Annotated in this window: 4 protein-coding genes; all 4 read left to right on the top strand. The window is 44.8% G+C overall.

Translation table 11 applies throughout. The features are described from left to right. The first annotated feature begins 213 nt into the window (after window positions 1-213). The 4 genes from F6J90_RS12295 to F6J90_RS12280 all read left to right on the top strand — a co-directional run bounded on the left by F6J90_RS12295 (window position 214) and on the right by F6J90_RS12280 (window position 23,629). Complete coding sequence (locus F6J90_RS12295) at window positions 214-504, top strand: acyl carrier protein (RefSeq protein WP_293093444.1); 291 nt, start codon at window positions 214-216, stop codon at window positions 502-504. 29 nt (window positions 505-533) lie between these two features. After that, the gene (locus F6J90_RS12290) at window positions 534-2,396 is read left to right on the top strand and encodes an NAD(P)-binding domain-containing protein (RefSeq protein WP_293093443.1); all 1,863 of its coding nucleotides are present in this window, start codon (window positions 534-536) and stop codon (window positions 2,394-2,396) included. Between the two features lie 345 nt (window positions 2,397-2,741). After that, window positions 2,742-16,814: a type I polyketide synthase gene (locus F6J90_RS12285; RefSeq protein ID WP_293093442.1), complete on the top strand. Its 14,073-nt coding sequence runs from the start codon at window positions 2,742-2,744 to the stop codon at window positions 16,812-16,814. Then, entirely contained in the window at window positions 16,811-23,629 is a 6,819-nt protein-coding gene (locus F6J90_RS12280; protein WP_293093441.1) for a type I polyketide synthase, read from the top strand. Before F6J90_RS12285 ends, F6J90_RS12280 begins: the two co-directional genes overlap by 4 nt. Window positions 23,630-23,638: the final 9 nt, after the last annotated feature.

Here is a 23,638-nt window from a genome sequence, read left to right as displayed (position 1 = left end):
TTTGTATTTGCCAGCAATTGAAGCAATTTTCACGCATACTTCGTCAATGATAGTTTTAATCAATCAATCCCGCCAGGGCAATCTTCCCGCTTCACCTAACCCCTAAAACCTAACCCCTGTAAGATTTTAAGTTAGCTTGTTACCCCCTGAGATAAAAAACAATAAAAATTTAAAATAACGAGGTTTTTAATCATGAAAATAGAAACTGATCATATGCCTTCAGTTTCTGAGATTAATCAGGAAAATTTTGAAGATGAACCCAAGACTCAGTCAACAGTATCAGAAATTCAGGACTGGTTAGTTTCCTATCTAGCGGAATTACTGGAAATAGCTCCAAATAAGGTGGATGTGAAGAAACCTTTTGAACGCTATGGTTTGGATTCGAGTACAGCAATAGGTCTGACAGGAGAACTCGAACAGTGGCTAGGATATGAGATTGAGCCAACGCTATTATTCGATTACCCCACCATAGAAGCAGTGGCGCAGCATTTAGCTAATCAATAAAGCTAAGAGGTGAAGGATATATAAGTGCGATGATGGAAAATAAACGTTGTCTAATTGTAGGGGCTGGTCTATCGGGCTTAGTGACAGCAAAGGAGCTATTAGATGTCGGCATTGAAGACGTGACCATTCTTGAGCAAGAGGAAGATTTAGGAGGCGTTTGGCGAAAATACTGCTGGTCTACTGCAACTCTTACCTCTTCCAAGTGGATTACGGAGTTTGGATCTTATCCGATGCCAGATGATTACCCAGACTTTCCCACCCCAGAGCAAATGATGGAATATCTTCGTTCATTTGCCAACAAATTTGGACTGGAGGAGCGTGTCCGTTGCGGGATTACTTTGCGCGCGATTGAGAGGAAAGCTGACGGAAAGTATGATGTAGTTACAAATGATAGCACATACAGGGACTATGACTTTGTTGTCCTCTGCACCGGATTGCACGGGGAACCAAATATGCCTGCCTTGCCAGGGTTAGACCTCTTCCGGGGCAAGGTTCTCCACGGGAGCAAATATAAGACACCAGAAGCATTTCAGGGCAAACGGGTGCTATGCACTGGCCTTGGTGAGAGTGGTATTGGTATTAACTCAGAGATTAGTAGCGTGGCAGCAAGAACTGTTGTCTCCGCAACTTCTTATACACCCTTTCCTCGTATTTACCCTTTCACCTGTAATCCTATTGATCAAATGATGTATTGGCCAATCGGTCAGTACATGGGTTGTTACCAAGAAATACTTACCTTTGGGATGAGCTGGTACACTCGGTTACCCAAGATTTTCAAGCCAGCATACGCACGCTTCCATCGGTCATTACGATGGTCCCCTAAAGAGTGGTTGCCAGAAGCAATGCTTCCATATCGGTGGCACGGCAAACACTGGACAAAACCTGGTCTGCGGTTTGGTAAAATCAGCGGCAACCTGACCCGACCTGAGGCACCGACGGATGATATCTTGTTTTTGGTTCACAGCAAAAAGATTGTACCAAAGGGCAGGGTAGTTCGCTTTGACGAGACCAGTGCCTACTTTGAGGATGGCAGTCGAGAGGAAGTTGATGCTTTAGTGGTAAACACCGGCTACAAACCGACTTTGCTGTCTATTAAGTTACCAAACGACTGGAAGTACCGACACCTAGACCTCTACAAGGGTTGTTTCCACCCGGAGATGCCTAACCTGGCTTTCGTTGGTTTAGTCAGACCAACCATTGGCTCAATACCTGCTATGGCAGAGATGCAAGCCCGCTTTGTTGCCCAGGTTTTCGCTAATAAAGTCAAGCTACCAGAACCACAGAAGCTGGAGAAGCTGATCAAAAAAGAGGCAACCCAACACACCCGTGAGTGTCCGACTATGCAAGAGCGCCTTCCCCACGTCTATTTCTTCGATCGCTGGATGGAGGAGATGGCTGAGTTAATTGGCTGTAGACCTAGAATTGGCAAGCATCTAAGTTCTTGGAAACAACTACAAGCTTACCTATTGGGTGCGCCGATACCTCTGCGCTTTCGCCTACGGGGACCAGGTGCGATCGCTAATGGCTATGATCGTTACGCGGCAAGGGTAGCAAAAATCTATGGGAACCGCTTTGGTGCTGAATTGAGGAATCTCATTTTCTTTGACTTCTTTTACCCAAACGTCCTCGCACTGTTGCTGGCAGCAATCCTTTTCTGGGTAGTGAAGCTATCAGCAGGTACCAGCCTTGGTATCGCCATCCTGTTTTGGGTTTTGTATATGAAGGTGGATCTGTTTCGATATGTAGTTTGGTTTCCTGTTTTGTTGAGGATACAAGCTATTCTCGACTCGACTTCTATTACAGCTGGGTTGAGATCAAATCTGCCTCCGTATGAGATACCGAACTACAAAGAGCCGAAAATACTTCAGACTGAGGCTACTGTTGTGGACTAAAAAGTAAAATAAACACATTACCAGTATTGATTTCTAAAGATAACTTTTCTATGATGGATTTTGTTGACCAGATTTTGCCCCTTACCCGGTTGCTGAAAAAATCAGGAAGGATAAACATCCCCTGATGCTACTAGATACCAACAAACAATTATTTTTTAAAAAAAATTCTATTGTTGAAGTAATTGTTAATAAATAATAGTGAGAAATTTATCAAGTGTTTGCTGTTATTAGTATTTGGGATTATCCTCGTTTTTGTTAGCTCAATTAAAAAACGTTTAATATTTGTATTTACTAGTTTGGAAACCCGTGATTTAAGTAGTATTTTCAATCATTGAGTAAGTATTGATGATTTCAGACTCAACACATATAGCAATTGTTGGCATTGGTTGTCGTTTTCCTCAGGCTGAAACACCACAAGAGTTTTGGCAACTTCTGCATGATGGGATAGATGGGGTCACTCAAGTACCTAAAGACCGATGGGATATTGATGCGTTTTATGAACCCAAACCAGCTACCCCAGGCAAAATGAATACCCGTTGTGCTGGTTTATTAGAACAAGTAGATGGATTTGAACCCAACTTTTTTAGTGTTTCCCCCCGGGAAGCTAAGCAGATGGATCCCCAGCAAAGACTGATTCTGGAAGTGGCTTGGGAAGCCTTGGAAAATGCTGGAATAGCGCCAGAACGATTAGCTGGTAGTCAGACCGGGGTCTTTGTTGGTGTTACCAACTACGAATACTATATGCTTGTTTCCAGAGATATTCCTGGCTTAGATGCATACAGTGGAACTGGAACAAGCCCATCGATTATTCCTGGTCGCTTATCCTATGTGTTGAATCTGCGCGGACCAAGTCTGGCTGTGGATACCGCTTGCTCATCATCTTTAGTAGCACTTCACTATGCTTGCCAAAGTTTGAAAACAGGCGAATCTGATCTGTGCCTGGTTGGAGGGGTGAACCTAATTCTTTCTCCAGAGTTTACAATTATCTGCTCCCAGGCTCAGATGATGGCAGCAGATGGGCGTTGCAAAACGTTTGATCAAGCTGCAGATGGTTATGTTAGGGGAGAGGGATGTGGCGTTGTTGTCCTGAAACGGCTGGTGGATGCAATCCGGGATGGGGATAATATTCGGGCAATTATTAGAGGTTCAGCGGTTAACCAAGATGGTCTGAGTAATGGATTGACAGCTCCCAATGGTCCTTCTCAACAAGCAGTGATCCGGCAAGCCTTAGCCAATGCTGGGGTTAAACCAGCACAGATTAGTTATGTAGAAACCCACGGTACGGGAACCCCTTTGGGAGACCCCATTGAGGTAAATTCTCTCAAGGCAGTGCTGATGGAACACAGGCAGCCCAATCAACCTTGTTGGATTGGTTCAGTCAAGACTAATATTGGTCATTTAGAATCTGCTGCGGGGATTGCAGGGTTAATTAAGGCGGTGTTGTCCCTACAACATGGTGAAATTCCACCCCATCTCCATTTGAACCAGTTAAACCCTTATATTAAAATTGCAAATACTCCTATTCAAATTCCTACTGAGCTTCAGCCTTGGTCAGTCCAAGAAGCACCCAGATTGGCAGGGGTTAGTTCCTTTGGTTTTGGTGGAACCAATGCCCATGTGGTATTGGAAGAAGCGCCTTTAGAAAGTCAAAAGTCAAAAGTCAAAAGTCAAAATTTACTACTAGAGCGTTCTTGTCATTTATTAACCCTATCAGCAAAAACAGAAGCAGCTCTCCAAGATTTAGTCCAGGGTTATCAACATCACCTAAAGGCTAATCCCAACCTAGCAATGGCAGATATTTGCTTTACGGCAAATACGGGGCGATCGCATTTCGATTACCGCCTTGCTGTTGTGGTTGACTCAACGGAGCAGTTGGTTGAGCAACTCAGTGCTTGGGCAGCCCATAAAGACACCACCGGATTGATTAGTGCTCAGCTGGAAAGCCAAAAGCCGCCCAAAATAGCCTTTTTGTTCACTGGTCAAGGCTCCCAATATCTCAACATGGGACGCCAACTCTACGACAGCCAACCCATCTTCCGCCAAACTATCGAGCAGTGCAATGAAATTCTGCGCCCCGAACTGGAGCATTCCCTAATAGAGGTACTGTATCCTACTCAAGTAGAAGAGCAGGTTTCATCTGTTTTAGATCAAACCGCCTATACCCAACCAGCCCTATTTGCCATTGAATATGCCCTCTATCAACTTTGGAAATCCTGGGGTATTGAACCGAATGCCGTCATGGGGCATAGCGTTGGAGAGTATGTTGCTGCTTGTGTAGCTGGGGTTTTTAGCTTAGAGGATGGTCTCAAACTAATCGCCCATCGTGGAAAATTAATGCAGCAGTTGCCGTCTGGCGGTGAGATGGTTTCACTTTTGGCTTCACAGGAGCAGGTTAAAGAAGCGATCGCACCATTACATGATCGAGTAGCAATCGCGGCCATTAATGGCCCATTAAGTATCGTGATCTCCGGAGCCAGTGAAGATCTTGGTACTATTTGTGACAAATTAGAATTAGAAGGAATCAAGACCAAAAGGCTACAGGTATCTCACGCTTTCCATTCACCCTTAATGGCACCAATGTTGGCAGAATTTGAAGCAGTAGCCCATCAAATAACTTACCATCAACCCAAAATACCAGTAATATCCAATGTCACAGGAGTAAAAGCCGACAAGAGCATTGCCACAGCCAAGTATTGGGTAAATCATGTGTTAGAACCAGTGCAATTTGCCCAAAGTATGGAGACCTTGCATCAAGAAGGTTATGAAATCTTCCTAGAAATCGGACCGAGACCAATATTATTAGGGATGGGGCGGCAATGTCTAGCAGAAGAATTCGGTGTATGGTTACCGTCCTTGCGGGAGGGAGTATCCGAATGGCAACAAATGCTGTCTAGTTTAGGACAGTTATATGTACAGGGAATCAAGGTAGATTGGTCAGGGTTTGACCGAGAATATAGCCGTAATAAAGTAGTATTGCCGACATATCCCTTTCAACGAGAACGGTATTGGGTAGAAACCAAAAATGGCTATCAACAGCAACAGTATTGGTCAAAAGAAAAAAATCGGCACCCATTACTAGGAGAAAAACTCAACCTAGCCGGAATAGAGAATCAACATCGCTTTCAATCATATCTAAGGGCAGAATCCCCAGACTACCTGAATCACCACCAAGTATTTGACAAAGTGCTATTTCCAGCCACAGGCTACCTAGAAATGGCAGCAACAGCCGCTAAAATTCTGTTCAACAAAGCCGAAGTAGAAGTAGCCGATGTGGTCATAGCAAGAGGGTTAGTTCTACCAGAAACCGAAATTTTGACAGTACAAACAGTAGTCAGCCCCTTAGAAAACAACAGCTATAAGTTCGAGATATTTAGCACATCTATGGCTGAAAATCAACAGACATCCCAATGGCTGTTGCACAGCGAAGGAAAGATCTATACCGAGCCGACTACCAACCGCAAAGCCAAAATCGACCTAGAAAAATATAAAAGAGAGTGTAGTCAAGCCATAGACATCAAACAACATTATCAAGAATATCGGTCAAAAGGTATAGACTACGGCAGCAGTTTCCAAGGAATAAAACAGTTGTGGAAAGGTCAAAGGAAAGCCCTAGGGGAAATCGCCTTACCAGAGGAATTAACCGCACAAGTAACAGACTATCAGCTACATCCAGCCCTATTAGATGCAGCTCTACAAATCCTAGGTCATGCCAATCACAACACCGAAACCGACCAGACCTATCTGCCAGTAGGGATAGACAAATTGAAACTGTATCGCCAGATCACAAACCAGGTATGGGCGATAGCAGAAATACCCTCAACCAGCTTAACCGCAAACATTTTGCTGGTAGACAACTTCGGCACGATACTAGCCTCCCTAGAGGGATTAAGGGTAAGGGCAACCACAGCCAATGCCCTATTTAGAAGTCTGCAACCAGATATTAGTCATTGGTATTATCAAATCAACTGGGAAGCGATAGCCAATCCATCAACAACCCCATCACCAGCAGCAACTAGGAAATGGTTAGTATTGGCAGAAGATACTCACCTGGTAGAAGCACTAGAACACATTGGTCACGAGTGCATCAGAGTATCAGCAGGACAGACCTATGAGCAATTAAGTCCACAACACTATCAAATCAATGCCACCAGTGCTGAACAATTCCAACAACTGCTAGAAGAAAACCCAGGGATGACAGGGGTTGTGCATCTGTGGAGTGTGCCGGAACTCCTTGGCAAAAACCACCTAGAATTAGAGACAATTCAAGAAAAAAGTTGTGCCGCAGCGCTGCATTTGGTACAAGGAATCCTCAACAGCAAACCGGAAAAAATCCCGCAGCTATGGTTAGTAACACAAGGAACTCAGAGGGTCAACTCAGACCAAGAAGTAATCAACCCCGAGTATGGAAGTTTATGGGGACTAGGGCGAGTAATCGCCCAAGAACACCCAGAATTAGCCTGTAAACGCCTCGACTGTGACCCAGAAAAGCAGATTACTCAAAACCTAGAAGCCTTAGTCACAGAACTGTTATCAGAAGATGTAGAAGACCAAATCGCCATACGTCAGGGCAGTCGTTACGTAGCCAGACTGGTACAAAAACCCCACAAACAGCCAATCACCTCTACCGACCAACCAGTGCAATTAAAACTGTCAGAATACGGAGTGATAGACCATCTCAACTGGCAGCCAATGCAGCGGCGTGTTCCAAAAGCTATGGAAGTAGAAATTGAAGTAGCTGCAGTGGGACTAAACTTTCGAGACGTGCTCAACGCCCTAGGATTGCTCAAAGACTACTACGCCTCCCATCACAGCATCAGCAGTGCACAGCAACTGACCTTTGGTTTTGAATGTGCTGGTAAAATCACTGCCGTAGGAGAACAAGTCTCACAGTGGCAAGTAGGAGACGAAGTCATAGCCACCATGCTCCACGACGGCTTCAGCAGTTTCATCACTGCCCCAGTAGAGCATGTGATGCCGAAGCCAAAACACATGAGCTTTGCAGAAGCAGCAACCCTACCCCTGACATTCCTCACTGCCTACTACGGGTTGCAGCACTTAGCGAACATTCAACCAGGAGAGCGAGTATTAATTCATGCCGCAGCTGGTGGTGTAGGGCAAGCCGCCGTGCAAATCGCCCAACGAGCAGGGGCAGAAATATTTGCTACAGCAAGTCCGAGTAAATGGGAATTTCTCAAATCTCTGGGAATCAAACATGTCATGAACTCCCGCACCCTAGAGTTTGCCGGGGAAATCCTGGAGCGCACCGCAGGAGTTGGGGTAGATGTAGTCCTCAATAGCCTCAACGGAGAGTACATTCCCAAGAGCTTAGAAGTATTAGCTCCAACAGGCAGATTTGTCGAAATTGGCAAAATTGGGATTTGGAACCAACAGCAAGTATGGGAACAACGACCAGATGTTAGTTACTACCCCTTTGATTTAGGAGAAGTAGTACAACAACAACCAGGTGTAATGGCTCAACTGACAGAGGAATTAACTCAGGGATGGAACCAAGGACAATTTAAAGCATTACCCCACAAAGTATTTCCCAGTACAGAAGTAACAGCAGCCTTCCGGTATCTGCAGCAGGCCAAGCATATAGGGAAGGTAGTGGTGGAGATGCCAGAAGCTTTATCTGAGGCAAAGTCCATCAAACCAGAAGCCAGTTATTTGATTACAGGAGGATTAGGAGCCTTAGGGTTGGAAGTAGCCCAATGGATGGTCAATCAAGGAGCCAAGCATCTAGCCTTAATGGGACGTCGGGCTCCGAATCAAACAGCACAAAAAATCATAGCAGAGTTAGAAACAGCTGGAGCCCATGTCACAGTAGTATTAGGGGATATTTCCCATACTGAAGATGTAGCCTTGACCCTAGAGGAAATATCAGCATCATTACCCCCACTCAAAGGAGTGATTCATGCAGCTGGGGTATTGGATGACGGGTTACTGCAAAACATGAGTTGGCAGCAGTTTACCAAAGTGATGGCACCAAAAGTAGCTGGAACTTGGCATTTGCATCAACTGACCCTTGATTTACCTTTAGATTTCTTTGTCTGTTTCTCCTCGATGGCTTCGATGTTGGGTTCACCAGGTCAAGGAAACTATGCCGCAGCTAATGCTTTTATGGATGCGATCGCCCACTATCGTCGAGGGCAGGGATTACCAGGATTGAGTATTAACTGGGGAGCCTGGGCAGCAGCAGGCATGGCCGCTCGTTTAGATAGTCTCAATCAGCAACGCCTCGAAAGCAGTGGCATGATTGCCATCAAACTAGAACAGGGAATGATGGCATTGGGGTCATTGTTATCAGAGTCTCAAAGTCAAGTGGGGGTGTTTCCGATTAACTGGTCAAAGTTTTTGAGGCAATTTCTTGGTGGGCAAAAGATGCCATTCTTAGAGGCTTTGATTTCCACTGAACCATCATTGACCCAAAAGTCGGCATTTAGGGAACAACTAGAAGCAGCAGCAGTTGATGAACGTCAGGAGTTATTAACAACTCAGATTCGTTTAGCGATAGCCAAAACCTTAGGCTGGAAAGATGCACAAAAGATTGGAATGCGGCAGCCTTTGTTTGAATTAGGGTTAGATTCTCTGATGGCTGTGGAATTGAAAAATCGCTTGGAGTCAAGTTTAGAAACAAGCTTCAGTTCAACATTGTTATTTGATTATCCGACGGTAGAAGCACTGGTAGAGTATTTAACCAAGGATGTCATTACTCTAGATTTCTTTGATGAAACAGAAAAAAAATTAAAGGAGGAAGATCTTCCTGGGGAGCACTCATACCAGTTATCAAAGGAACCCATAGCGATAATTGGCATGAGTTGTCGCTTCCCTGGAGGAGTCAACTCTCCTGAAGCATTCTGGCAACTACTCCATGATGGAGTAGATGCGATCTCAGAAGTACCATTAGCACGATGGAACATTGATGACTACTATGACCCTTCTCCAGATGCTCCAGGTAAACTTTATACCCGCGACGGTGGTTTTATCTCACACATAGATCGCTTCGATGCCCCATTTTTTGGAATTTCACCCCGAGAAGCTCAAAGCTTAGACCCCCAACAACGCTTGTTGCTGGAAGTGAGTTGGGAAGCCATAGAAAGGGCTAACATCGTCCCGGATAAATTGTTTAATAGCCTGACAGGAGTATTTATTGGCATTGGTAGTAACGATTACTTAAATCAGCTGGCGACCTGTGAGATGCCACAGGCTTATTGGGGGACAGGTAATGTGCCTTCTGCTGCTACAGGTCGTTTATCATACATCTTGGGACTCACTGGACCTAATCTGGCAGTAGAAACCGCTTGCTCTTCCTCCTTAGTATCTGTGCATCTGGCTTGTCAGAGTCTGCGACAGCGAGAATGCAATATGGCTTTAGCTGGTGGTGTGAATCTACTCCTATCTCCTGAGTTGAGTATTGTTTTCTCTAAAGCCAAAATGTTATCTCCCGATGGTCGCTGTAAGACTTTTGATGCTTCGGCTAATGGTTACGTCCGTGGAGAAGGATGCGGAATAATTGTTTTGAAGCGACTTTCAGACGCCGTAGCCAATCAGGATAATATTCTGGCGGTAATTCGTGGCAGTGCTATCAATCAAGACGGAGCAAGTGGTGGATTGACAGTACCTAATGGTCCGTCTCAAGTAGCTGTGATCCGTCAAGCCCTGGAAAATGGGGGAGTAGACCCAGCAAATGTTAGTTATATAGAAGCTCATGGTACAGGAACTTCCTTGGGAGACCCGATTGAAGTCGGAGCAATAGGAACAGTATTTGGAAAAACTCACTCTCAAGAACAACCATTAATTCTTGGGACAGTTAAAACTAACATAGGTCACTTAGAAGTAGCAGCAGGAATTGCCGGTTTGATGAAAGTAGTCCTGCAACTGCAACACCAAAAAATAGCACCATCACTGCATTTTAACCAGCCTAATCCCTATATTAATTGGTCGGACTTGCCGGTGCAGGTGTCTACTCAACTGACTCCTTGGCAGGTCAATGGCGAAATTCGAAGGGCTGGAGTGAGTTCCTTTGGCTTTAGTGGAACTAATGCCCATGTGATCCTAGAACAAGCTCCAGAACCAGTCAAAGTCAAACATGAAGACTCACAAAACCGTCCACTACATCTGCTCACCCTGTCAGGAAAAACGGACAAAGCCCTAGCAGAGCTAGTCAATCGTTATCAACGTCACCTAGACAGTCATCCAGACCAAGAACTAGCAGATGTATGTTACACAGCTAACACAGGAAGGGCTAATTTCCAGCATCGCCTGGCAGTGCTCGGCTCTGAGCCAGAGGAATTAGCCGCCAAACTGGTTGAGTATACAGCAGGGGAGGAAGTAGGCGAAGTATACTCAGGACAACTGGTCAATGGAGATAGTTCAGCTAAAGTAGCCTTCCTGTTCACTGGTCAAGGTTCCCAGTATATAAACATGGGACAACAATTGTATGAGCAAGCCCCAGTATTCGCAGCAGCTATTGACGAATGTGACCAAATTCTGGGTTCGGAGTTGGAACATCCACTGCTAAAGGTGCTCTATCCAGCAGACAAAGATCACTCCAGTTCATCTCTGCTAGACCAAACAGCCTATACCCAACCAGCCCTATTTGCTATTGAATATGCCCTGTTTAAGTTATGGCAATCCTGGGGCATAAACCCAGATGTAGTCATGGGGCATAGTGTCGGAGAATATGTAGCAGCAACCGTAGCAGGAATTTTTAGTTTAGAAGAAGGTCTGAAACTAATTGCGACTAGGGCAAAGTTGATGCAACAGTTGCCCTGTGGTGGTCAGATGGTTTCAGTCATGGCTAACGAGTCAAAAGTCCGTGAGCTGATTACCCCATACACAGAAAAAGTAGCGATTGCTGCCATCAATGGACCGGAAAGTGTGGTGATTTCCGGTGAAACAGAAGCCATTGAAGCCATCATCAGCAGCTTAGAATCAGAGGGAATCAAGACCAAAAGGCTACAGGTATCTCACCCCTTCCATTCACCCTTGATGGCACCAATGTTGGCAGAATTTGAAGCAGTAGCCCATCAAATCACCTACCATCAACCGACTATTCCACTGGTTTCGAATGTGACTGGAATTCGAGCCGACGATACCATTACTACGGCCAACTATTGGGTAAATCATGTGTTAGAACCAGTCAGGTTTGCCCAAAGTATCGAGACCTTGCACCAACTTGGCTATGAAATCTTCCTAGAAATCGGACCGAAACCAATATTATTAGGCATGGGGCGGCAATGTCTCCCAGCAGAATTCGGTGTGTGGTTACCATCGTTGCGGGAGGGAGTAGATCAATGGCAGCAGATGCTGTCTAGTTTAGGACAGTTATATGTCCAGGGAGTCAAGGTAGATTGGTCAGGGTTTGACCGAGAATATAGCCGTCAAAAGGTAGTGTTACCTACTTATCCATTCCAACGACAAAGGTATTGGATTGACAGCAATAATGGTAACCGCAAAAAACCGTATTTATCAACCGAAAAAATTCTCCACCCCTTATTGGGTAAAAGGTTCTATTGTGCCGGTCAGCCACAACAACTTCAATTTGAATCTTTATTAGCAGAAGATGAACCAGCCTACCTCAAGCACCATCGAGTATTTGGCCAGACCCTATTGCCCACAACGGCTTATCTAGAAATAGCTCTAGCCGCAGGAGCAAACCGCTTTAAAACTGATAATTTAGTAGTAGAAGACCTAGTCATCCAAACCGGATTGATTTTACCAGAAGGAGAAATCAAAACACTTCAGACCATACTAACCCCATCAGAAAACCAAACCTACCAATGGCAAGTATTTACTCAACAGGAACAGCCGAACCAGGACCAACCCCAGTGGATACTTCATGCCAATGGAATAATTCGAGCCGCAGAAATCGACAATGGTGTGGCTACTGTTGACCTAGACAAATATTTAAACCAGTGTAATCAACCCCTAGAAATCCCAGACCATTATCAACACTATCGACAAATAGGAATTGAGTACGGAAGCAGTTTCCAAGGAATCCAACAGCTGTGGAAGGGGTCAAACCAAGCCATAGGAAAGATTGAGTTATCTCCAGATTTACTCCCAGAAGCCACAGACTATCATTTCCATCCCGCTTTATTAGATGGGGCGCTACAGGTGCTGATCCATGCACTACCCCAAACCAACACCAACCAAACTTATCTGCCAGTAGGAATCGATCAATTAAAAGTATATAGTCGTCCGGGGCTGTGGTTATGGGCAATTGCCTCAGTGACCATTGAAAGCCAAGACAATTGGACCGCTCAACTCACCCTGGTCAATGGCAAAGGAGAAATTCTGGCCACCCTATTTGGCTTACGAGTCAAACTAGCTAGCCCTGAAAGCTTACTAGGAAATGAAGCCCAATCCATTAGCAATTGTCTGTACGAAGTGCAATGGCAACACAAAGGTCGTTTTGGGCGATTACTACCCCCGACTTATCTGCCCTCTCTAGTCGAAATTAGTCAAAAACTGAATCCAACCCTTTCTCAATTAACTTCTCAAACCGATTTAGATAACTATGGTCAACTCATAGCCGAGTTAGAAGACTTGAGTGTGGAGTTTGTCTTACAAGCTTTTCGGGAAATGGGTTGGTCTTACCCTGTCGGAAAAAACTTTAGTGCAATCGAAGGGATACAACACTTAAGAATCGTACCAAGCCATCACCGACTATTCAGCCGTCTGCTACAAATATTAGGGGAAGTGGGCATCCTCAAGAAAACTGAAGACAAATGGCAAGTACAGCAAGAATTTGGAGTTACCAACCCCACACAAAAAACCAAGACGCTACTAAGTCAATATCCCCAAGCTCAAGCCGAACTCACCCTGCTCAACCGTTGTGGATCCCAATTGAGTGCCGTCCTCAGAGGAGCGATAGACCCAGTACAAGTAGTATTTCCAGAAGGGGATTTAACGACTGCTACCCAACTCTATCAAGACTCTCCCGCAGCGAAGGTGATGAATAGCTTAGTCGAAAAAGCGATCGCCACCGCCTTGGAGAAGTTACCACCACAGCGAGGAGTGAGACTATTAGAACTAGGTGCAGGGACAGGAGGAACAACGAGCTATATTCTCCCCCATTTGCCACCGGATCAAAGTGAATATGTCTTCACGGATATTGGTGCTTTATTTACCGCCAAAGCCCAAGAAAAATTCCGGGATTATCCCAATGTTACCTATCAAACCCTCGACATAGAACAAGACCCAACTGCACAAGGATTTATTGCCCATCAATACGACATAATTATCGCCGCTAATGTCCTGCACGCCACCACCTCCTTAGAGCAAACCCTATCCCATGTGCGGCAATTATTAGCCCCTGGGGGAATATTACTATTGTTAGAAGGAACAACTCGTCAGGGATGGCTAGACTTAATCTTCGGACTCTTAGAAGGATGGTGGAAATTTAGGGATTTTGAAATCCGCCCGGACTATCCCCTTCTGGGTGCATCACAGTGGCAAAAGTTACTCACCAGAAGTGGTTTTTCATTAGTGGTAACTCTGCCAGAGTCTCAAGATAGTAATGATGTTCTTTCTCAACAGGCGCTGATGGTTGCCCAAGCTGAGCCAACCTTAACCGCTGCGCCTCGTGGAGCCGACTCCCGAAATTGGTTGATTTTAGCAGACATTGAGCAAGTAGCTCAACACTTAGCCCATCAACTGCGTGCTCAAGGAGAAAGATGTACCTTAGTGTATGCAGGAGAAACCTATCAACAAGTCACAGACTATGAATTTAGGATTAATCCCCATCAACTTCAAGACTATCAGCAACTGGTGCAACTTCTAACAGCCAACTCAACCAGTTTAGATGGGATTGTCCAGTGTTGGAGTTTAGAAGTAGGAGAACAGAAAAACTTAACTGGGCAAGAATTAGAACGATTATCCCACATCGGTTGTGGAACCACCTTATCCTTAGTACAGGCATTAGTGAAAGCCGACTTATCCCAACCCCCAAGATTATGGATAGTCACTCAAGGGGCTCAACCTGTCCCTCCCAAGAATCCAGTGGTTTCCGGTGTGGCTCAATCTTCGGTGTGGGGGATGGGAAAAGTAATCAGTTTGGAACACCCGGAACTTAAGTGTGTTCGCATCGATTTAGACCCCAATCAAAGCCTAAAAGATAAAGCTGAAGCACTATGGGCAGAAATTTGGTCAGAATCTATTGAAGATCAAGTTGCTCTGAGAAAAGACAGTCGCTATGTCCCAAGGTTAATACCAACTCCATTGGCAATAGCAACAGAAACACAACTGTTGAAAATGTCATCCCAGCCATTCCGACTAACAATTACACAGAGGGGTACCCTCGAAAATTTAACCCTAGAACCAACACCAAGACGTTCACCCGCACCAGGAGAAGTAGAGATTAGAGTTCGCGCCACAGGACTTAATTTTAGGGATGTTCTCATCGCCTTGGATATTTATCCAGGAACGCCAGTAATGGGAGGAGATTGTGCCGGTGAAATTGTAGCAGTGGGAGAAGGAGTAGAAAACTTGAAAATTGGCGATCCAGTGATAACTCTGGCTCCGGGAAGTTTCAGTCAATGTGTCACTGTCAGTGCTATGATGGTTGCTCCCAAACCAGATTTTCTCACCTTTGAGGAAGCTGCCGCCATTCCAATTAATTTCTTAACTGCCTATTACACACTGCACCATTTAGCCAAAATCGCACCAGGAGACAAAATTTTAATCCATGCTGCTGCAGGAGGGACGGGAATGGCGGCAGTACAAATTGCACAGCAAGCTGGGGCTGAAGTTTTTGCTACTGCTAGTTCTCCGAAGTGGGAAGCTTTAAAAGCTATGGGAGTTAAACATATTATGAATTCCCGTACCTTAGAGTTTGCTGCCCAGATCATGGAGAAAACACAAGGAAAGGGGATAGATATTGTCCTTAACTCTCTGACCTCTGGAGAATTTATTGCCAAAACTGTATCAGTTGTAAGTTCTCAAGGTCGTTTTGTAGAAATTGCCAAGCGGGGAGTTTGGGAATCAACTGAGATGGCAACTCTCAGGTCAGATATCTCTTATTCAGTGCTTGATTTAGTTAAAGTATCTCAAGACAAACCTCAATTAATCAAGTCTCTGTTAGAGGAAATTATTGACAAGTTCAACAATGGCTTGCTAAAACCACCTCCCTTGACAGTCTTCTCTATCGAGGAAGTAGTCAGCGCCTTTCGTTATATGCAGCAAGCCAAACATATTGGCAAAATTATCGTTACTCAAACCGGACTTGCAAAAACAGGACAACCAACTAATACCGCCACCGAAATGCCTCTGAGTTTCCGGGAAGACGGAACTTACTTGATTACTGGTGGTTTAGGAGGATTAGGCTTACTAGTTGCCCGTTGGATGGTAGAGAAAGGAGCCAAGCATTTAGTCTTAGTAGGACGCAGTAGCCCTAATCATGCTGTTGTCAAGAAATTAACAGAGTTAGAACAAGCGGGAGCCTCTGTAGTAGTGGAAAAAGCTGATGTGTCTGAATTTGAAGCTATGGGGAGGGTGTTGTCTAAGATCAATCAGTCAAGCTTGCCACTAAGGGGAGTCATTCATTCGGCAGGGATGTTATCTGATGGAGTCCTCCAAAACCAGAGTTGGTCTAGCTTTGAAAAAGTGATGGCTGCCAAAGTGCAAGGAGCTTGGCATTTGCATCAATTAACCAAAAACCAGCCAATGGACTTTTTTGTCCTGTTTTCTTCAGCGGCATCTTTGTTGGGTTCCCCTGGTCAAGGAAATCATGCTGCAGCTAATGCCTTTCTCGATAGTTTAGCCCATTATCGTCGAGGTATGGGGTTGTCAGGATTGAGTATTCATTGGGGTGCGGTATCTCAAGTGGGAGAAGCAGCTGAGCGAGGTGCAGACCTGAAGGCAGAGCTCAAGGGCATGGGTACGATCTCTCCTGCTGGGGTGTTGGAAGCATTAGAGCGATTGATCAGTACTGAGGCGGTAGAAGTAGGAGTAGTACCGATCAACTGGTCACAATGGACTGCTAGAGTTTCTAATTGGCCATTTTTAGCTGAGTGGCAAGAAAAGATTCACACTTCGGAGGTATCTAAATCCGAGTTTCTTGAGCAGTTAAAAACCGCATTACCATCGGAGCAAAAAGAGCTATTAACCGCCCATGTGCGTAGTCAGGTGGCGAGAGTATTGGGGATAAGTTCGGCTCAATCGATTGGTTTAGAAGAAGGATTTTTTGATTTGGGCATGGATTCTCTTACCTCAGTAGAGTTGCGCAATCGCTTGCAAGGTAGTTTAAGTTGTTCAATTCCTTCAAGTTTAGCTTTTGATTATCCTACGGTAGGGGAATTGGTAGATTATTTAGCTCAAAAATTATTAGTGGAAAAAGAAGAGACTGAACGAATAGAAGAAAGTGCTCAAAAACTCGCCAAACAATTAGGATTAGATTTGGAGGTATTTCAATGAGTAATAACCTAGAACAATCTTACGGAAAATTGATAAAAATGGCATCTGAAAAGATAGCCAACCTAGAAAAAGAACTTGAAGGTTTTAAAAGTAAAAACCAATTTGAATCAATCGCCATTATCGGCATGGGATGCCGTTTCCCTGGAGGAGCAGATAACCCCGAATCCTTCTGGACTCTCTTATCTCAAGGAATAGATGCCATTAGTGAAATTCCTTCTGAGCGATGGAACATCGAGAAATACTACGATCCTAACCCAGAAACCCCAGGGAAAATGTACACTCGTTATGGTGGCTTTGTCGGTCAACTACAAGAGTTTGACTCCCACTTCTTTAATATTGCTCCTATTGAAGCAATTTCCCTTGACCCTCAACAACGTCTACTCTTGGAAGTAAGTTGGGAAGCCCTTGAGCATGGGGCGATCGCTGCTCAACAACTCGCCAAAACTCAAACGGGTGTATTTATGGGCATCTGTAGTAATGACTATAGTCAACGTTTAACTAGTCGTGATTTTACAGAAATTGATGCCTATTTAGCCACAGGTAATGCCCACAGTACCGCTAGTGGTAGACTTTCTTATTTTCTCGGACTAACTGGGCCTTCAATAGCTGTGGATACAGCTTGTTCTTCTTCCTTAGTAAGCCTTCATTTAGCCTGTGCCAGTCTGCGTAACCGAGAATGCAATTTAGCTTTAGCAGGAGGGGTTAATCGGATTATTTCCCCAGAATATACCATCAATTTTTCCAGGGCGAAAATGCTTTCTGCTGATGGACGCTGCAAGAGTTTTGACGCGAGGGCAGATGGTTTTGTTCGCAGTGAGGGCTGTGGGGTAGTGGTGCTCAAGCGATTCTCGGATGCAGTGGCAGATGGGGATAATATCTTGGCCGTAATTCGAGGAACAGCGATTAATCAGGATGGCCATACTAGTGGTTTAACGGTACCGAATGGTCCTGCTCAAGAGTCAGTAATCCGTCAAGCCTTAACAAATTCAGGAGTAAAGCCAGAGCAAGTCAGCTATATAGAAGCCCATGGCACCGGGACATCTTTAGGAGATCCGATTGAGGTCACTGCTTTAGGGAATGTATTTGGAGAATCACACTCATCACAACAACCGTTGATCATCAGTTCTGTTAAGACGAATATCGGACACCTGGAAGCAGCAGCGGGCATAGCGGGGTTAATCAAAGTAGTATTGCAGTTGCAACATCAACAGATTGCCCCCCATCTCCATTTTGATCAGCCTAATCCTTATATTAATTGGGAGCAATTACCTGTATTAGTACCGACTCATGGTACTCCTTGGCACATAGAAGAGAAACCTCGTCTAGCTGGCCTTAGTTCCTTTGGTTTCAGTGGCACTAATGCCCATGTCATCGTAGAAGAAGCCCCAAGTTCAGTTCACACTGAGCATTTATCAGTTACCAGTGGCGAACGTCCTGTTCATCTATTCACCCTATCGACTAAGGATGACTTGGCTTTATGGGAACTAGTGCAGAAGTATCAAGAATTTTTAGAGAAAAATGGCACTGCTAATCTGGCAGATATCTGTTTTACTGCTAATACAGGGCGCTGCCACTTCCAGCATCGATTAGCAATTATCGCCTCTAATCAGCAGGAATTAGCTGAAAAACTGGCAAAAGCGAGAACAACAGAGCATGTTTCCGCTGTATTTACCGGCATTATCCCCAAGAGTAAAAGTTCACCCAAAATTGCGTTCCTGTTTACGGGTCAAGGTTCTCAGTATGTCAACATGGGCAGACAACTCTATGAGACTGAGCCGATCTTCCGTCAAGCCTTAGACCAATGTCACCAAATCCTACAGTCCTATTTAGAAAAACCGCTCAAGGACGTTATTTATCCTCAAGAGTCTCAAGACCTAAACACTTCAGATATTAACCAAACTGCTTATACTCAACCAGCCCTATTTGCCATTGAATATGCCCTATTTAAACTTTGGCAATCCTGGGGCATAAACCCAGATGTAGTCATGGGGCATAGTGTGGGGGAATATGTAGCAGCAACTGTTGCAGCGGTATTTAGTTTAGAAGACGGTTTAAAACTCATTGCCACCCGGGGAAGGTTGATGCAACAGTTGCCCTGTGAGGGTGAGATGGTGTCGGTGATGACATCGGAGTCAAAAGTGCGTGATTTCCTTAAGACCGACACAGAGCAAGTAGCACTTGCTGCTATTAATGGACCGGAAAGTGTAGTAATTTCTGGAGCCAGTGAAGATATTGGTGCTATTTGTGACAAATTAGAATTAGAAGGAATCAAGACCAAAAGGTTACAGGTATCCCACCCCTTCCATTCACCTTTAATGGAACCAATGCTGGCAGAATTTGAAGCAGTAGCCAATCAAATCACCTACCATCAACCTGAGATTCCACTAATATCAAATATTACAGGACTTCGAGCCGACAAGACCATTGCCACAGCCAACTATTGGGTAAATCATGTGTTAGAACCAGTCAGGTTTGCCCAAAGTATGGATACCTTGCACCAGCAAGGCTATGAAATCTTCCTAGAAATCGGACCGAAACCAATTTTATTAGGCATGGGGCGTCAGTGTCTCCCAGAAGAATTCGGTGTGTGGTTACCGTCCTTGCGGGAGGGAGTAGATCAATGGCAGCAGATGCTGTCTAGTTTAGGACAGTTATATGTCCAGGGAGTCAAGGTAGATTGGTCAGGGTTTGACCGAGACTATGCTCGTCAAAAGGTAGTGTTACCGACATATCCATTCCAACGAGAACGGTATTGGGTAGAAAGTAATCAGAGTAACCGGAAAAAACCCTATTTATCAACCGAAAAAATTCTCCACCCCTTACTGGGTCAAAGGTTCTATTGTGCCGGTCAGCCACAACAACTTCAATTTGAATCTTTATTAGCAGAAGATGAACCAGCCTACCTCAAGCACCACCGAGTATTTGATCGGGCGCTATTCCCCACAACCGCCTATCTAGAAATAGCTCTAGCCGCAGGAGCAAACCGCTTTAGGACTGAGCATATGGTTGTGGAAGACCTAGTTATGCAAACCGGATTGATTTTACCAGAAGGAGAAATCATTTCAGTTCAGACCATACTGACCCCATCAGAAAACCAAACCTACCAATGGCAAGTATTTACTCAACAGCAACAGCCCAACCAAGACGAACCCCAGTGGATACTTCATGCCAATGGAAAAATCCGAGCCGCAGCAATGGACAATGGTGTGGCTACTGTTGACCTAGAAAAATACTTGACCGAGTGTAGTGAACCCATAGAAATCCCAGATCATTATCAACACTATCGACAAATAGGAATTGAGTACGGAAGCAGTTTCCAAGGAATCCAACAGCTGTGGAAGGGGTCAAACCAAGCCATAGGAAAGATTGAGTTATCTCCAGATTTACTGCCAGAAGCCACAGACTATCAGTTCCATCCCGCTTTATTAGATGGAGCGCTACAGGTGCTGATCCATGCACTACCTCAAACCAACACCAACCAAACTTATCTACCCATCGGAATCGAGCAATTAAAAGTATATAGTCGTCCGGGGCGGTCGTTATGGGCAATTGCCTCAGTGACCATTGAAACTCAAGAAAATTGGACAGCTCAACTGACCCTGGTCAATGGCAAAAGCGAAATCCTGGCCACCCTATTTGGCTTACGAGTCAAACTAGCTAGCCCTGAAAGCTTACTAGGAACTGAAGCCCAATCCATTAGCAATTATCTGTACGAAGTCCAATGGCAACACAAAGGTCGTTTTGGGCGATTACTACCCCCGACTTATCTGCCCTCTCTCGTGGAAATTAGTCAAAAACTGAATCCAACCCTTTCTCAATTAACTTCTCAAACAGATAATGATAACTATGGTCAACTCTTAACGGAGTTAGATAAATTGAGTGTGGAGTTTGTCTTACAAGCTTTTCGGGAAATGGGTTGGTCTTACCCTGTCGGAAAAAACTTTAGTGGGCTCGAAGGGATACAACATTTAAGAATCGTACCAAGCCATCATCGACTATTCAACCGTCTGCTACAAATATTAGGGGAAGTGGGCATCCTCAAAAAAACTGAAGACAAATGGCAAGTACAGCAAGAATTTGGAGTTACCAACCCCACAGAAAAAACAAAAACGCTACTAAGTCAATATCCCCAAGCTCAAGCGGAACTCACCCTGCTCAACCGTTGTGCATCCCAATTGAGTGCCGTCTTCAGAGGAGCGATAGACCCAGTACAAGTAGTATTTCCAGAAGGGGATTTAACTACTGCTACCCAATTCTATCAAGACTCTCCCGCAGCGAAGGTGATGAATAGCTTAGTCGAAAAAGCGATCGCAACCGCCTTGGAGAAGTTACCACCACAGCGAGGAGTGAGACTATTAGAACTAGGTGCAGGGACAGGAGGAACCACTAGCTATATTCTGCCTCATCTACCACCGGACCAAAGCGAATATGTCTTCACGGATATTGGTACTTTATTTACCGTCAAAGCCCAAGAAAAATTCCGGGATTATCCCAATGTTACCTATCAAACCCTCGACATAGAACAAGACCCAACTGCACAAGGATTTATTGCCCATCAATACGACATAATTATCGCGGCTAATGTGCTGCACGCCACTACCTCCTTAGAGCAAACCCTATCCCATGTGCGGCAATTATTAGCCCCTGGAGGCATCCTGGTGTTGTTAGAAGTAACAAATCCTCCGCGATGGGTAAACTTATTCGCCGGACTATTAGAAGGATGGTGGAAATTTAGGGATTTTGAAATCCGCCCCGACTCTCCCCTTCTGGGTGCATCACAGTGGCAAAAGTTACTGAGAAAAAATGGTTTTTCATTAGTGGTAACTGTGCCAGAGTCTCAAGATAGTAATGATGTTCTTTCTCAACAGACCGTCATCGTTGCCCAAGCTGAGGAAACCTTAACCGCTGCCACTCGATCAGAGTCACGAAATTGGTTGATTTTAGCAGACATTGAGGAAGTAGCTCAACACTTAGCCCATCAACTACGTGCTCAAGGAGAAAGATGTACCTTAGTGTATGCAGCTCAGAACTTTCAACAAGTCACAGACTATGAATTTAGGATTAATCCCCATCAACTTCAAGACTATCAGCGACTGGTGCAACTTCTAACCGCCGACTCAACTAGTTTAGATGGGGTTGTCCAGTGTTGGAGTTTGGAAGTAGGAGACAAGAATTACTTAAGTGGGGAAGAATTAGAACGATTATCCCACATCGGTTGTGGAACCACCTTATCCTTAGTACAGGCATTAGTGAAAGCCGACTTATCCCAACCCCCCAGATTATGGATAGTTACCCAAGGCGCTCAACCTGTGCCAGAAAATAATCCAGTGGTTTCCGGTGTGGCTCAAGCTTCGCTGTGGGGGATGGGAAAAGTAATCAGTTTGGAACACCCGGAACTTAACTGTGTTCGCATCGATTTAGACCCCAATCAAAGCCTTTTAGATCAAGCCGAAGCACTATGGACAGAAATTTGGTCAGAATCTATTGAAGATCAAGTTGCCCTCAGAGAAGATAGTCGCTATGTGCCCAGGTTAATACCCACTCCATTGGCAATAGCAACAGAAACACAACCAACCGATGCTGCCACTGAAATGCCTCTGAGTTTCCGGGAAGACGCTACCTACTTGATTACGGGAGATCTAGGAGGATTAGGCTTACTGGTAGCTGGTTGGATGGTAGAGAAAGGAGCCAAGCATTTAGTCTTAGTAGGACGCAGTAGCCCTAATCATGCTGTTGTCAAGAAATTAGCAGAGTTAGAACAAGCGGGAGCCTCTGTAGTAGTGGAAAAAGCTGATGTGTCTGAATTTGAATCTATGGGGAGGGTGTTGTCTAAGATCAATCAGTCAACCTTACCACTAAGGGGAGTAATTCATGCCGCAGGAATGTTGTCCGATGGAGTCCTACAAAACCAGAGTTGGTCTAGCTTTGAGAAAGTGATGGCTCCCAAAGTCCAAGGAGCTTGGCATTTGCATCAATTAACCAAAAACCAGCCAATGGACTTTTTTGTCCTGTTTTCTTCGGCGGCATCTCTGTTGGGTTCCCCTGGTCAAGGAAATCATGCTGCGGCTAATGCCTTTCTCGATAGTTTAGCCCATTATCGTCGAGGTCTGGGGTTGTCAGGATTGAGCATTCATTGGGGTGCGGTATCTCAAGTGGGAGAAGCAACTGAGCGTGGTGCAGATCTGACCGCAGAGCTCAAGGGCATGGGTGCGATCTCTCCTGCTAGGGTGTTGGAGGCATTAGAGCGATTGATCAGTACTGAGGCGGTAGAAGTAGGAGTAGTACCGATCAACTGGTCACAATGGACTGCTAGAGTTTCTAATTGGCCATTTTTAGCTGAGTGGCAAGAAAAGATTCACACTTCGGAGGTATCTAAATCTGAGTTTCTTGAGCAGTTAAAAGCCGCATTACCATCGGAGCAAAAAGAGCTATTAACCGCCCACGTGCGTAGTCAGGTGGCGAGAGTATTGGGGATAAGTTCGGCTCAATCGATTGGTTTAGAAGAAGGATTTTTTGATTTGGGGATGGATTCTCTTACCTCAGTAGAGTTGCGCAATCGCTTGCAAGGTAGTTTAAGTTGTTCAATTCCTTCAAGTTTAGCTTTTGATTATCCTACGGTAGGGGAATTGGTAGATTATTTAACTCAGCAAGTATTAGAGGGAGACAAAGGGGATAATTACTATTTAACAAAATCCCTTAACAATAAAGATCATGAAAAAGAAGAACAACAATTATTAGCAAAAACCAAAGAGTTTTCCGAAAAGCAATTAGAAGAAATGATCAACCAAAAATTAACGTCACTTATTAATGAATGAGGTATTTAA

The sequence above is a fragment of the Moorena sp. SIOASIH genome, assembly GCF_010671925.1.
Taxonomy (GTDB): domain Bacteria; phylum Cyanobacteriota; class Cyanobacteriia; order Cyanobacteriales; family Coleofasciculaceae; genus Moorena.
The sequence above is the reverse complement of the archived record's forward strand: the minus strand, read 5'-3'. Positions and strand labels throughout refer to the sequence as shown.